The sequence below is a fragment of the Mesorhizobium sp. BR1-1-16 genome (assembly GCF_020165495.1).
Lineage (GTDB): Bacteria > Pseudomonadota > Alphaproteobacteria > Rhizobiales > Kaistiaceae > Kaistia.
Map to the genome: position 1 here is coordinate 132,752 of NZ_JAIUIE010000004.1, position 14,196 is coordinate 146,947.

Consider the following 14,196-nt stretch of genomic DNA (forward strand, 5'->3'; position numbering starts at 1 on the left):
GATTGGCAAGCAGTTGATGTCTTTCAACATTCGGACGGCCGCCGTCACACGACCGATCGGCCGAGTGCATTGCGGGAGACGAAGCCACAACCCTGTTCGGATTATTCGCCGGCAAAGGTTTTCTGGGCTCGGCTCGGCACGCCCGGATAGCTGTTATGTCAGCGGTGTGGGCTGTCCGCTGCCGGATTTTCTCCGTAGCTCTCGGATATCAGACGGACTGTCTTGTGGTCTTGGGAGGGACCGCGCCGCAGGTGCAAGTTGTGCTGCCGGCGAGACGCGGAGGGGAGGCTTCGTTGCTCCAGTTCCTGGCCAGTGGCATCGCCATTGGATGTGTCTACGGAATGATCGGGATGGCGCTTGCCATCACCTTCTACGTGACGCGCATCATCAATTTCGCCCAGGGCCAGCTGATGATGGTGACCGTCATGGTCACCGCAGAACTCGTCGGTCAGGGCTATTCCCCGTGGGTCGGCGTCGCGGCGGGCCTCGCCGCCTCGGCAGTCGTCGGCGTGCTTTCATATCTGATCGCCGTGCGTCCCATCCTGGCCTTCAATCGCTTCGGCTTCGGCTGGCTGGTCAGCACGCTTGGGTTCGCGGCTATCGTCGAGAATGCGGCCGCCTATTTCTGGGGACCGACCTCGATTCCGTTCCCGACGATCCTCAACAGCACAAGCGTGCATTTCGGCGATGCCGCGGTGCTGACAGGACAGCAGATCCTGGCGATCGTGGTCGCGCTCCTCGCGGGTGTCGCCTTCGAACTCGTCCGGAGGCATACGCTGTTCGGAAAGATCGGCATGGCGACGGCGGCTGATCCCGAGATGGCCTCGGCCTTCGGCATCAACACCAAGACGGTGGCGATGGTCGCCTTCGCAGCTTCGGCGCTGCTGGCCGGCCTTGCCGGGGTAATGATCGGACCGAGCACCTTCGCTAACCCGTATCTCGGCGATACCTTCGGCACCTACGGCTTCATCGCCATGATGATCGGCGGCGGAACCGAGCGGCCGATCACGGCGCTTTATGGCGGCATCCTGCTCGGCATTTCCGCCGAAGGAGCCAACGCCTTCGTCAATTCGCGCGCCTCGGACTGGTTTCCGTTCCTTGTCCTGGCGCTGATCCTCGTCGTGTCGCCGCGCGGTTTGTTCAGCTCCACAGGCCCCCTGGCGCGACTGCGTCCCGTCCGGGCCGGGCGGTGAGGCGAACGGAATGACGGCGGCTCGAATCAAAAAGTTGGACCCCTCGGGCGCGTCTCTGCCGCAGCCCTCATTCCGGCGCGGCGCCCTTCTCGGCGGCCTCGCGATTGTCGCCTATCTGGTGCTGACCTTCTTCGTCGCCAAAGCTAATCTCAGCATCCAGAGCGTGGTGCTGGTGGCAGCGGTTTTCGCAGTACTCGCGATCAGCCTCGACCTCGTTGCCGGCATGCTCGGCCTCTATTCCCTCGGTCAGGGCGGCTTCTTCGGCATCGGCGCCTATGTCACGACGATCCTGGCGGGCCAGTTCGGCTGGGACGTGTTCCTGCTGCTCTTCGTCGTGCTTGCGGTGACGGGCGTCGCCGGGGCGCTTGTCGGCGCCATGTCGCTGCGTGTCAGCGGGCTGCATTTCGCGATCACCACCTTCATCGTCACGCTGGTCCTGACGGTGCTCGAAACTAATCTCGAGATCACCGGCGGACTGCAGGGCCAGCTTGGCCCCGCCTTCCCCGACTTTCCGAAGGTGCTGTCGGGGCTTGGCGCGCCGGTCGCCTGGTGCATCATGCTGGCGCTGTTGCTCTGCGTCGGGCTCGTCTGGAATATCCGCCGCTCGCCGCTCTATCCGGTGCTGCTCTCGATCCGCGACGCCGAGCCCTTCGCCGAAGCGGCCGGCGTGCGCACCTCGCTGATCAAGGTCGGACTGTTCAGCCTGTCGGCGGCGATCGCAGGGGGTGCTGGCTGGCTCTTTTCGTTCCTTGGCGTCGTCTCGCCGGGACAGTTCGACTGGTCGGTCTCGCTGAATGTCCTGGTGATGGTGCTGGTCGGCGGCATCAACACGACCTTCGGGCCGATCATCGGCGCCATGTTCGTCTCGATGTTCCCGGTGGTCGTCAATATCAATCCGTGGATCCAGGAGATCCTCTACGGCGCGCTCTCGATCGCGGCGATAACGTTCCTGCCGGAAGGCGTCATCGGCGTCGGACGGCGGCTGCTTGCCGGGAAGCGCAGCGGAGCCACCCCTGCAGCAACCGATGCGCGGCCGCCCGAGGCAATCGCCGCCGGCGACCCGTCGGTCGAAATCGTCGCACATGGCGGCGAGGTGATCGTTCGGCGGGCGCCGCTGGATGAGATCATGCTCGAATGCCGAGGCATCGAGTGCGGCTATGGCCGCGGACCGAAGGTGCTGCGCGGGGTCGACCTCGTTGTCCGCCGCGGCGAAATTCACGGCCTGATCGGACCGAACGGCTCGGGCAAGAGCACGCTGGCCAATGTGATCGCCGGACGACTGACCCCGACGGCCGGCACCGTCATCCTGAAGTCACAGCCGGTCAACGGCCAGCCGCCCAGTTCCCGCGCCAAGCTCGGGCTGCGGCGCACGTTCCAGGCTGCCGAGCTGGTTCGCGAAATTACGACGGCGCAGAATGTGACCGTCGGCCTCTACGACCGCATTCCCGGCATCGTGCGTCGCGCCGCGCTCTGGCCGATGCTGCCTTCCGGGCGGCGCGACACGGCGATCACCCAGCGGCAGGCCGTCGATTCGCTTGTCGCTGTCGGCGCCGCCGAATGGGCGAGCGAGCGCGTCGGCGACGTCCCGCACGGCATCGAGCAATTGACCCAGCTCGCCGCGGTCTGCATCGCCGCGCCGGACATCCTCATCCTCGACGAGCCGGCGACCGGGCTTTCGGCCCGAGAGGTGGCGCATCTCGCGCGCATCCTCGCCGACCTCCGTTCGCAAGGTGTCACCATGATCATCATCGAGCACCAGACGCGCTTCCTGTTCCCGCTCTGCGACCAGGTGACCGTGCTCAATCTCGGCGAGGTGATCCTCACCGGCACAGCCGACGAGGTTCGTGCCCATCCGGTCGTCCGGCAGGTCTATCTCGGCGAATGAGCACAACGGTCCCCCATGCGCTCGACATTTCCGGCCTCTCTGCCGGCTATGGTCGTTTCGACGTCATCCGCGACATCGCGCTCAAGGTCGGAACCGGCGAAGCGGTCGGCCTGCTCGGTCCGAACGGCGCCGGCAAGACGACCGTGCTGCGCTCGATCATGGGCCTCATTCGCCAGCGCCGGGGCAGCATCCAGGTTGCCGGCACCGACGTCGTGGCCATGCCGCCCTTCCGTATCGCGCGCGGCCTGGCTGCACTCGCGCCGGAGGGACGCCGACTGTTCGTCGATCAGACGGTCGAGGACAATCTGATCCTCGGCGGGCTGCATTTGAGGCATGACACCGCGCGCCATGAAGCGCTGCTCGCCTCGGTCTATGAGCTATTTCCGGTCCTGAAAGGCTATCGCAAGCGCCTGTCGTCCTACCTCTCCGGCGGCGAGCAGCAGATGGTTGCCATCGGACGCATGTTGATGAGCGATCCCGAGATCATGCTCCTCGACGAGCCGTCAGTCGCGCTTTCGCCGGTCGCGGTCGACATCGTCGTCAAGGCGCTGATCGAGCTTCGCCGACGCGGCGCCTCGCTGCTGCTGGTCGAACAGCGCATCGATGTCGCGATCCGCGTCTGCGACCGGCTCTACGTCATGACGCATGGCGAGATCGTCGACGAGATGACACCCGAAGCGGCCCGGGGCGCCGGCATGTCGCTGATCGACAAATATCTGGGATGAACGCGACCCGGCGGTTCGGCATCGATCTTCGATCGCGATTCCGCGTCGATGAGAGGGAGCGATTTCGCCCGGAAAAGCTGCCGTTTCAGAGCTGGTCAGCGGAAATCGCCATAACTGCTATCTCGGCCACGCGGCGATCCGGCGGGACCATGTCTGTTAAATATGACTGACCCGCGACCGGTTGGGAGGCCTCGCAGGTTTCGGTGCTCGCATGTGCCCAAATGGGTGGCGTCCGGCATCGAAGTACGTTCAAACGGGAGGATAAGCCACATGAAGAAGCTTCTGACGGCATCGATGTCCGCGCTCGCCATGACGTGGATGGTGGCCGCCAACCCTGTCGCGGCCGAAGCCAAGACACTTGGCATCGTGGCCCTGCTCGCAAACGACGCGCTCAATATCGCCGTCATCAACGGGGCGACGGACGCGGCCAAGAAGGCGGGTTGGGACGTCAAGGTGACGGATACCCAGGCCAATGCCGACCAGGCCAATGCCGCGATGCGCAACTTCGCGGTGCAGAAGGTCGACGCGATGTTCGTGCTCGCCTTCGCAAGCTCGTCGATCGGCGCGGGCCTCGCGGCTGCCAATGATGCTGGCATTCCCGTCGCAACCTGGGGCGGCGAAATCGTTCCCGGCATCGTCGTCACCACCAGCGGCAAGACCGTCGGCAATGATTCCGCCAAGTTCCTGCTCGATAAGGTCGGCGACAATGCCGAGATCCTGGCGATGACCTTTCATCCCGGCAAGCTCTGCATCGACCGCGGCGAAGCCTTTGATGAGGCTGTGAAGGGCAAGACCGGCCTCAGCATCACCTATAACGAGGTCACGGTTCCCGGGCAGGTGCAGAATGGCAATGCCATGACGCAGGCCTGGCTGACCGCCCATCCCGCCGGTGGCGACAAGAAGCTCGCTATCTGGTCTTGCTGGGACGAGCCCATGCAGGGCGGCGTCGCGGCGCTGCGCCAGGCTGGTCGCGACGACGTCGTCACCGTCTCCATCAATGGCAGCCCCCAGGGTGTCGACCTGGTCAAGAACGGCGACATGACTGCCACGGTCTGGCAGCCGGCCTATGCCGAGGGCGAAGCCGTGTTCCAGGCCATCCTCGACTCGATTGCGGCCGGCAAGGACTGGCAGGCCAAGGTGATCGAGATTCCGGGCATCGTGGTGACCAAGGACAATGTTGATCAGTTCCTCGCAGATCATCCGAGTGGCCAGTAATTCCGAGCAGACCCGTGCCCCGGGGCGGCCGCAAGGCCAGCCCCGGGGCCCTGGGTCGAGATACGCGGCCTCGGCAAGCATTTTGCCGGCGAAGTGGCACTCGACGGCGTTGACCTCGACATCATGCGCGGCGAGGTGCACGGCCTCGTCGGCGCCAATGGCGCTGGCAAGTCGACGCTGATCCGCTGCCTTGCCGGCGTCACCGTCGCCGACCGTGGCACGATTCGCGTCGCCGGCGAGGACCTGCGGCCGGGTTCGCCGCGTGCCGCGGAGCGGGCCGGTTTCGCCTTCATCCATCAGGAATTGAACCTCGTCCCGCATTTCAGCGTGCTGGAGAACATGCTCCTCGGCGTGCCGAAGGTAACGCGTCTCGGACTGATCGACTGGAAGCGCTCCGGCGCCGGCGCACGTCTCGCGGCCGCGAAAGTGGGCATGAGGGTTCCGCTCGACACGCGCGTCAGCGAACTCAGCATCGGCGAGCGCTGGCTAGTGATGATTGGCAAGGCGCTCGCCCGAAATGCCGCGCTGATCGCCATGGACGAGCCGACGGCCTCGCTTTCGGCCGCCGAGACCGATCATCTGTTCGCGCTCATCCGGGACCTTTCGGCGAGCGGTGTCGCGATCCTCTATGTCTCGCACCGGCTCGACGAGGTTCTGGATCTCTCCGACCGCATCACCGTTCTCCGCGATGGCGCGATCGTCGATCGCTCCGAACGCGGCCGCCTCGACAAGGCGGGGCTCATCCGCGCCATCGTCGGCCACGACGTTCAGACGCGGGAGGACCGCCCGCGCCCGCGGGTGACCCGCACCGGCACGCCGCTTTTCTCCGCCCGCAATGTCGGCCGCGGCCATGCGGTCAAGGATGTGAGCTTCGATCTGTGGCGCGGCGAGATCCTCGGCTTCGGCGGACTTGTCGGCGCCGGCCGCACGGAAACCGCGCGCCTTGCCTTCGGCGTCGACCGACTGGAGCGGGGACATTTCGAGCTTGAAGGTGCGCCGCTGCGGATCAGAGACGAAGCCGACGCGGTCAAGAAGGGGCTCGCGCTCGTCCCCGAGGAGCGCCGATCCCAGGGATTGATGCTCGACCAGTCGGTCGCGTTCAATATCACCATCGCCACGTTGAAGCCGTTCGAGTCCATCCCCGGTCTGCCATTCCTTTCCTCCGGCAAGATGCGCTCGGCGGCAAACCGCCTGGTGAAGCACCTGCAGATCAAGACGCCTGGCGTCGGCACGCGGATCGCCGGCCTCTCCGGCGGCAATCAGCAGAAGGCGCTGATCGCCCGCTGGCTCGACACCAACATGCGCGTGCTCATCATCGACGAGCCGTCGCGCGGGGTCGATATCGGCGCGCGCGAACAGATCCACGACGCCATCCGCGATCTCGCGAAGACCGGTGTCGGCGTGATCCTCATTTCCTCCGACGTCGAGGAACTGGCGCTCGTTGCCGACCGGGTCATCGTCCTGCACGAAGGCAGAGTGACAGGCGAACTCACCGGAGCCGACATCACCGAATCCCGCATCGTCGAGCTCAGCTATCTCGACCGCGCCGAACTCGCTGGGGCACAATCATGACAAGCAGCACGACAGCCGCGCCGGAGCGCGCCACCGCCCGCACCGGCGCGCCGATGCGCCGTGCGATTCTCGTCTTCGTCTCGCGCTATGCAACGCTCATCGGCCTGCTGGCGATGATCTTCTTCTTTTCGATCAACGCGCCGGACACGTTCTTCTCGCGCGCAAACTTCATCAACATCCTGAGCCAAGCCTCGTTGACCGCCATCATCGCGGCCGGCCTCACCTATACGCTCGTCGTGGGGGAGTTCGATCTTTCCATCGGCTATGTCGGGAGCTTCGTCGGCCTGATGGTGGCGGGCTTCATGGCGAAGGCCGGCCTGCCCATCCCCGTCGCGATCGGTCTCGCGCTTTTGATCGGCATCGGTCTCGGCCTCGTAAACGGCACGCTTGTCACCAAGGTTCGCATCAACGCGGTCATCGCCACGCTCGGCGTCGGCACCATGCTTTCCGGCATCGGCTTCTCGTATTCGGCGTTTCCGATCGCGATGGGCATCCCCCGCGCCTTCACGAACATCGCCCTCGGCCGGCCATTGTTCGGGATACCCAACCCGGTCTTCGTGATGATCGCGGTTCTGGCCGTGCTGTGGATCATCCTCAACAAGACGGAAATGGGCCAGCGCATGCAGGCCGTCGGCAGCAATATCGAAGCGGCGCGGCTCTCTGGAATCCGGGTCGACCGGGTCAAGATGTTCGCCTTCTCGGTGGCCGGCTTCTGCGCGGCATTGACGGGCATATTGCTGACCTCGCTGCTCGGCAGCGGCACGCTCGGCGCCGCCGACGGCTACCTGCTCGACGCCTTCGCCGCCGTCTTTCTCGGTTCGGCGACGATGCGCGAGGGCCAGTTCCATATCCTCGGCACGCTGGTCGGCGTGCTGGTGCTCGCGGTCGGATTCAACGGCCTCAGCATCTTCGGCGCGCCAACCTACTTCCAGCCCATTTTCAAGGGTGGCGTGCTCGTGCTGGCCGTCGGCCTCTCGACGCTCGCCCGCCGCTACGCGGCGCAGGCTTAACCTTTTCAGTTCTATGGGCCGAACAGCGCGCTCTCCATTTGGCCAGCCGCCGACCGTGCCCTCTGTCGTCACATCAGGAGAGATACAATGAAGGCCAAGTATGATTTCTCGGGCAAGTCCGCGCTGGTCATCGGCGGCACGACCGGTATCGGCCGCGCCGCCGCGCTTGCTTTCGCAGAGGCCGGCGCCAATCTCTTCGTCGCCGGTCTCGGCGCTGCCGAAGGCCAGGATCTGAAGGACGAGATCAACAAGCGGTTCCCGGCGGTCGCCATCGAATTCGCCGAGGTCGATGTGCGCAGCGAGGATGGCGTGCGCTCGCTGCATGAGGCGGCTTACAAGCGCTTCGGCCGCATCGACACGGCATTCAACAATGCTGGCGTGCCGGGCAAGACAGCGCCGATCCACGAGCTCAGCCAGGCCGATTATGACCTGATCATGGACGTGAACCTGCGCGGTATCTTCTTCGGCATGAAGCATCAGATCCCGCACATGCTGGAGCAGGGTGGCGGAACGATCGTCAACACCTCCTCGCTGTTCGGCGTGATGGGCTACGCCACCACGGCGACCTATTGCGCCAGCAAATGGGGCGTGATCGGCCTCACGAATTCGGCGGCGCTGGAGGTGGCGAAGAAGAATATCCGCATCAATGCGATCGCGCCGGGCTCGACGATGACGCCGCTGCTGACCCGGATGTTCGGCGGCGAACAGGAAGCGAAGGATACGGTATTGCCGTTTCTGCCGATGGGGCGCATTGCCGATCCTTCCGAGATCGCGCGTCTCGTCCTCTTTCTGGCATCGGATGAATCCTCCTTCATCACCGGTCAGGCGATCGTCATCGACGGTGGCGGCTTCGTCGCCGGTGCTGACAAGATCTGAAGACGCTGCCGTCCATCGACCAAGCGGCACGCCCGGACCGACCATGACCGGCCGCATGCAGACTCTCCCGGCGCGGCAAGGAACCTGCCGGGCCGGCGTCGCGCTGCGATGGCGCCGTCGGACCTGGCGCGCCGGCTGACGATAGCTGTTATGACGCTGGCCGGGTGACTGCAGACTTGCGGAAGGGTCCGAAGGTTCCCTAGTTTCATGCCTGAGTGGTGGAGGAGAAGAACAGTTATTTGGGGGGAATCCAGGCAGGCAATCCGTCCTTGCTTGACGAAGGGCCAAGACCTTTCGTCTCGTGGATGCGGCTGTCTCATTCGGATGATGGTTGCGTCTAGTATACTTGCTCTCTGAGCGAGCATCGACGCCCGATCATTCGAGAACCCGCGGCGCCTGGATCGCGATCCTCTCTTTCCCTATCCGAGAATTTCTGATCTTGGCGGGCCCTCCCTCGGCCTTTCCAAGAAAGGCTTATGTCGTCCGTATAAATAACGTTTCGGCATAAGAGACAAAGCAGAACAACGAAGAATAATTCGGGACGAATCCAGCAAGGAGCGGAATATGGGACTGGTTAATATGTACAATCGACGTCGGGTTCTCGCGATGCCTGTGGGCGCCGCGATTCTGGCGGCCGGAATGCTGGTTGGCAGCGGCATCGTCGCCAATGCCGACGATGCTAAGCCGATCACCATTGGATATTCGACCTACACGGTCGAGAACCCAGCCTTTGCCGGCATCATCCAGGGGATGAAGTCGCAGGCGGAGAAGTTTGGCTACAAGTTCCTGATCGCCAATTCCAACAACAGTGCCAGCCAGCAGATCGCGGACATCGAGAGCCTGATCAGCCAGGGCGCGAACTATGTCATCGTCACGCCCGCCGATGGCGCTGCCGTCACCCCGGCCGTCAAGCATGCCGATGACGCCGGCGTTCCGGTGATCGCGATTGCCGACCATGTGGTCGCCCCCGTCACCGCCACCTACAGCATGGACCACGTTGAAGGCGGCAAGCTCGCCGGCGAAGAGGTGGTCAAATATCTGACCAAGAAATACGGCTCGCCGAAGGGCAATGTCGTCAACATCCAGGGCATCGCGGGCATCGTGGCAACGGCCCAGCGTGACCAGGGCTTCGTGGACGTCCTGTCGAAATACCCCGACATCAAGATCGTCGCCAGCGCCGATGGCGGCTTCAACACCGACAAGGCCAACGAGGTGATGACGGCGATCCTTCAGGCACAGCCCGAGATCGACGCCGTCTATGGCGCGAATGACGCCGAGACCTATGGCGTCATCACGGCCATCAAGGCAGCCGGCCGCTTCCAGCCCGTGGGTCAGCCGGATCATATCTACACGATCGGCATCGACGGTTCGGCTCCGGGCATCAACGGCATCCGGAACGGCTCGCAGGACGCGACGGTCAGCCAGCAGTTCATCAAGATGGGCATCATGATGATGGACAACATCCACGCCAAGGAGACGGGTGCGGCCAAGGACATCCCATCAGTTGTTTGGCCGCTGATGGTCATCACCGCCGACAACATCAACTCGGATGAAGTCAAGACCTATGGCATTTGGGCCGACGACGTAAAGTGACCAAGCAGTCCGCCCTGGTTGAGCTGACCAACGTCAGCAAGCGATACCCTGGTGTCGTCGCTCTCGACGACGTCACCTTGGCCTTCAGGGCGGGCACCGTAACGGCACTTGCCGGCGAAAATGGCGCCGGCAAGTCCACCCTCATCAAGATCCTGTCGGGTGCGGTCGAAGCCGACAGCGGTGTCGTCACCATCGGCGGTGCACCGCTGCCGCGGACGCCGGGCGAGGTGATCGAGAGCGGCATCAGCACGATCTACCAGGAGCTGACCGACATCTCCGAGATGAGCGTGCTCGACAATGTGTTGCTGGCACGGCATTCGCTGCGCTGGGGCGTGCTCAACCGGAAAGCCAACCGCCGGCAGGCGACCGCGGCGCTGGATCGGGTCGGCCTCGCCGGGCTCGATCTCGGTCGCACGGTCAGTTCGCTGTCGCCCGCGCAGCGCCAGCAGCTCGAGATCGCGCGCTGCCTCGCCCGCAACGCGCGCGTCCTGATCTTCGACGAGCCGACCTCCTCCCTCCCGGAGGGCGAGGTCGAGGCGCTGCTGCAAACCATCAAGCAGCTTCGCCGCGAAGGTTTGGCCATCATCTATATCAGCCATCACCTCGAGGAGCTGTTCGCGATCGCCGACGACATCGTCGTGATGCGCGACGGCGCTGTTGTCGACCAGAGACCGGTCAATGCGTGGACGCAGCCCGAACTCGTGCGGGCGATGCTGGCTCGCGATCTGAAGAATGCCTATCCCTGGGTCGAGCGGTCGCTCGGCCCGGTTCTGCTTGGGGTCAAGGATCTGGTCGCGCCTGGCGTGCGGTCATCGAGCCTTTCCGCGCGCGCCAGCGAGATCGTCGGGCTGGTCGGGCTCGATGGAGCCGGTCGCACCGAACTGATGAAGGCGATCGCGGGCGCGACGCGGCCGAGCGAAGGCAGCATCTCCCTGGCCGGGGCGCCGGTACGGCTCGGCAGCCTTGCTCATGCGCGCCAGCTCGGCATCGTCTATGCGCCCGAGGACCGCAAGGCCGAAGGCCTGATCCTCGACGCACCGATCCGGGACAATGTCGTCCTCGGACTCTATTCGCTCGTGGCGCGGCTCGGCATCGTGCGCTCCCGCCGTCTCGGCGCGTTTGCGCGCGATGCCGTGCGCGACTATGGCGTGAAGGCGTCGTCGATCCGGCAGGTGGTCGGCGGGCTTTCGGGTGGAAACCAGCAGAAGGTGATTCTGGCCCGGGTTGCCGAAGGCGGACCGCGGGTCATCATGTTCGACGATCCGACACGCGGCGTCGACGTGGGGGCCAAGTCAAGCATCTACGAACAGGTGATCCGCCTAGCGCAGCGCGGCGCCACCGTGCTGCTGACGAGTTCCGATACGGACGAAGTCCTGGCAATGAGCGATCGCGTCTATGTGCTTCGGGCCGGGCGGATCGTGGATGAGGTGCAGCGCGCCGATTTCAATCGCGAGCGCATTCTGACATCCGCGTCGCTGGGCTGAAGAACAAGGGAGGGAAGCAGACATGAAGCAGACGTCGACGATAGCAGCCGGAGGTCGCGAGGACGCCTTGATGTCGGCCGCCCCCCGTGAGCGCCTGACCGCCGGCGGTGTTGTCGGACGGCTCCTCGGCAACACGACTAGCGCCATCGCCGTCGTCCTGCTGATCATCTGCGTGGTGCTGACGCTCCTCTCGGACCGCTTCCTCACGCCGCAGAATATCTATGCGATTCTCGCCCAGTCGGCCGTGGTCGGCGTTGCCGCGGTCGGCGGCACGTTCGTCATCATCACGGGCGGCATCGATCTTTCCGTCGGCGCCGCCATCGGCCTTGCCGGCATGATCGGCGCCCTCGTCATTCAGGCGGGCTATGGCGCCGAGGTGGGCATCATCGTCATGCTGGCCGTCGGCATGCTCGTCGGCGTGGTGAACGGGCTTTCCGTGTCGATGCTCCGTTTGGCCCCTTTCATCGTGACGCTGGCCACCATGGGCATGGCGCAGGGCCTCACCCTCGAATCGAGCACAGGCAAGAGCGTCTACGATCTGCCGCACGCCATCACCTTCTTCGGCGGTGACCGTATATTCGGGGGCCTGCCGGTGTCGGTGATCGTGACCGTGATCATCTTCATCATCGGCCAGTTCCTTCTGACCGGCACCTCGTTCGGCAAGAGCGTGTTCGCAGTCGGCGGCAACCGCGAGGCGGCGCGTCTCGCGGGCATCGACGTCAACCGCGTTCTGCTCATCGTCTATCTGCTGGCAGGCCTTTGCGCAGGCATCGCGGCGATCCTCACGGTCGGCCGCATTGGCGCCGCGACGCCGACGAGCGGCGCCGGTGTCGAGCTTCGCGTCATCGCGGCCATCGTCATCGGCGGCACCAGCCTGTTCGGCGGCAAGGGCAGCCTTTGGGGAACGCTGGTTGGCGTTCTGCTGATCGGCGTTATCAACAACGGCTTGACGCTGCTCAATGTCGATCCGTTCCTCGTGCAGTTCATGCAAAGCGCCCTGATTTTTGCTGCGGTGCTGTTCGACGCGGTCAACACGCGCCGCCTTGCACGCAACAGGATGCGTCGGACCTAGACGGCATCCTGAAACAGCCACAAGCCGCAAGCGCGGCAAACGAACAAGCCTGGATATCGAAAGGAAGAAACGTCATGGATCGCCTGAAGGACAAGGTTGCCCTCATCACCGGCGCCGCGCGTGGCCAGGGCCGCGAGATGGCCGAGCTGTTCATGAGGGAAGGCGCCAAGGCCGTCATTTCGGCCGATGTGCTCGACGCGGCAGACGCCGATGAAAGCCAGGTCACCTTCGTCAAGATGGATGTGACCAAGAAAGACCAGTGGAAGGCCGTCATCGACGATATCGTTGCCCAGCACGGCAAGATCGACATCCTGATCAACAATGCCGCGATCTGCCTGTATGAGCCGATCCTCGAGACGACCGACGAGATTTATGACCGCGTCCTCGACATCGACCTGAAGAGCATCTTCCTCGGCATGCGCGAGGTGCTGCCGCATATGATCAAGCGCAAGCAGGGCTCGATCATCAACGTGTCCTCGATCTGGGGCCTTGCCGGCGTGCCGAACTCCTACGCCTATCAGGCGGCCAAGGGCGCCATCCTCAATGTCAGCAAGAATGTCGCCGCCACGCATGGCGAGGATGGCATTCGCTGCAATTCGCTGCATCCGGGCTACATCCTGTCGCCGATGAACGAGCATCAGGCACCCGAGATCAATGCGGCGCTGATTGCCGGCACGGTGCTGAAGCGCCCCGGCAAGGCGATCGAGACCGCCTATGCCGCGCTGTTCCTGGCGAGCGATGAGTCGAGCTACGTCACCGGCACCTCGCTGGTCGTCGATGGCGGCTATCTGGCGCCCTAGGCCGGAACGGACAGGAGAAGGTACCTATGGTCGACAGGCTCAAGGGTAAGGTCGCGCTGGTTACCGGCGCGGCTCGCGGCATCGGGCGGGCGACGGCGGAGCTTTTCGCCCTCGAAGGCGCCACCGTGATCTCGGGGGATGTTCTGGAGGCGGAGGATGCCGGATCGAGCCCGGTGGAATTCCTGCCTCTCGACGTCACCAGCCGCGAAGGGTGGAAGCAGATCGTCGACGGGATCGTTGCCCGGCATGGCAAGATCGATATCCTCATGAACAATGCCGCGGTCTGCTATTACGAGCCGATCCTGGAGACGACCGACGAGCTCTGGGACAAGGTCCTCGACATCGACCTGAAGAGCATCTTCTACGGCATGCGCGAGACGCTGCCGCACATGATCAGCCGCAAGCAGGGCTCGATCATCAACGTCGCCTCGATCTGGGGTCTCGCCGGTGTCCCGAGCGCTCACGCCTATCAGGCGGCGAAGGGCGCGATCCTGAACGTCTCGAAAAACGTCGCGGCAACGCATGGTCAGGACGGGATCCGCTGCAACTCGCTGCATCCGGGCTACATCGTCACGCCGATGAACAAGGACCAGGGACCGGTGATCGAGGCAGCACTGATCGAAGGCAGCCTTCTCAAGCGGGCCGGCCAGCCGATGGAGATCGCCTATGCGGCTCTGTTCCTGGCGAGCGATGAGGCAAGCTACATAACCGGCACGTCGCTGGTGGTCGACGGTGGCTATCTCGCCCCTTAGGGCGAAACGCAGTTCGCAA

Annotated in this window: 12 protein-coding genes; all 12 read left to right on the forward strand. The window is 64.2% G+C overall.

Features of this window, described 5'->3' with window-relative positions; genetic code table 11:
- Positions 1-293: 293 nt before the first annotated feature.
- The 12 genes from LB518_RS11270 (at position 294) to LB518_RS11325 (ending at position 14,177) form a co-directional block, all read left to right on the forward strand.
- Positions 294-1,193 carry a branched-chain amino acid ABC transporter permease gene (locus LB518_RS11270; RefSeq protein ID WP_224577458.1) on the forward strand — a complete coding sequence of 300 codons (900 nt, stop codon included), beginning with the start codon at positions 294-296 and terminating at the stop codon, positions 1,191-1,193.
- A 10-nt stretch (positions 1,194-1,203) separates the two neighbouring features.
- The gene (locus LB518_RS11275) at positions 1,204-3,078 is read left to right on the forward strand and encodes a branched-chain amino acid ABC transporter ATP-binding protein/permease (RefSeq protein WP_224577468.1); all 1,875 of its coding nucleotides are present in this window, start codon (positions 1,204-1,206) and stop codon (positions 3,076-3,078) included.
- A complete protein-coding gene (locus LB518_RS11280) occupies positions 3,075-3,803 on the forward strand; it encodes an ABC transporter ATP-binding protein (protein WP_224577469.1) in 729 nt (242 codons plus the stop codon). Before LB518_RS11275 ends, LB518_RS11280 begins: the two co-directional genes overlap by 4 nt.
- Before the next feature lie 270 nt (positions 3,804-4,073).
- On the forward strand, positions 4,074-5,018 hold the full coding sequence (locus tag LB518_RS11285; protein WP_224577471.1) for a sugar ABC transporter substrate-binding protein: 945 nt from the start codon (positions 4,074-4,076) through the stop codon (positions 5,016-5,018).
- A gap of 93 nt (positions 5,019-5,111) precedes the next feature.
- Positions 5,112-6,590, forward strand: a complete 1,479-nt coding sequence (locus LB518_RS11290) for a sugar ABC transporter ATP-binding protein (protein ID WP_224577473.1) — start codon at positions 5,112-5,114, stop codon at positions 6,588-6,590.
- Positions 6,587-7,600 carry an ABC transporter permease gene (locus LB518_RS11295; RefSeq protein WP_224577474.1) on the forward strand — a complete coding sequence of 338 codons (1,014 nt, stop codon included), beginning with the start codon at positions 6,587-6,589 and terminating at the stop codon, positions 7,598-7,600. The genes LB518_RS11290 and LB518_RS11295 overlap by 4 nt, the downstream gene beginning before the upstream one ends.
- Positions 7,601-7,687: 87 nt before the next feature.
- Positions 7,688-8,476, forward strand: a complete 789-nt coding sequence (locus LB518_RS11300; RefSeq protein WP_224577476.1) for an SDR family NAD(P)-dependent oxidoreductase — start codon at positions 7,688-7,690, stop codon at positions 8,474-8,476.
- 564 nt (positions 8,477-9,040) lie between these two features.
- On the forward strand, positions 9,041-10,069 hold the full coding sequence (locus tag LB518_RS11305) for a sugar ABC transporter substrate-binding protein (protein ID WP_224577478.1): 1,029 nt from the start codon (positions 9,041-9,043) through the stop codon (positions 10,067-10,069).
- On the forward strand, positions 10,066-11,553 hold the full coding sequence (locus LB518_RS11310; protein ID WP_224577480.1) for a sugar ABC transporter ATP-binding protein: 1,488 nt from the start codon (positions 10,066-10,068) through the stop codon (positions 11,551-11,553). Before LB518_RS11305 ends, LB518_RS11310 begins: the two co-directional genes overlap by 4 nt.
- Before the next feature lie 70 nt (positions 11,554-11,623).
- Positions 11,624-12,625 (forward strand): ABC transporter permease, encoded by a 1,002-nt coding sequence (locus tag LB518_RS11315; protein WP_224577482.1) that lies wholly within the window; start codon positions 11,624-11,626, stop codon positions 12,623-12,625.
- Between the two features lie 74 nt (positions 12,626-12,699).
- Positions 12,700-13,425, forward strand: coding sequence for an SDR family NAD(P)-dependent oxidoreductase (locus tag LB518_RS11320; RefSeq protein ID WP_224577484.1), 726 nt, complete (start codon positions 12,700-12,702; stop codon positions 13,423-13,425).
- A 26-nt stretch (positions 13,426-13,451) separates the two neighbouring features.
- Complete coding sequence (locus tag LB518_RS11325) at positions 13,452-14,177, forward strand: SDR family NAD(P)-dependent oxidoreductase (protein ID WP_224577486.1); 726 nt, start codon at positions 13,452-13,454, stop codon at positions 14,175-14,177.
- Positions 14,178-14,196 lie beyond the last annotated feature (19 nt).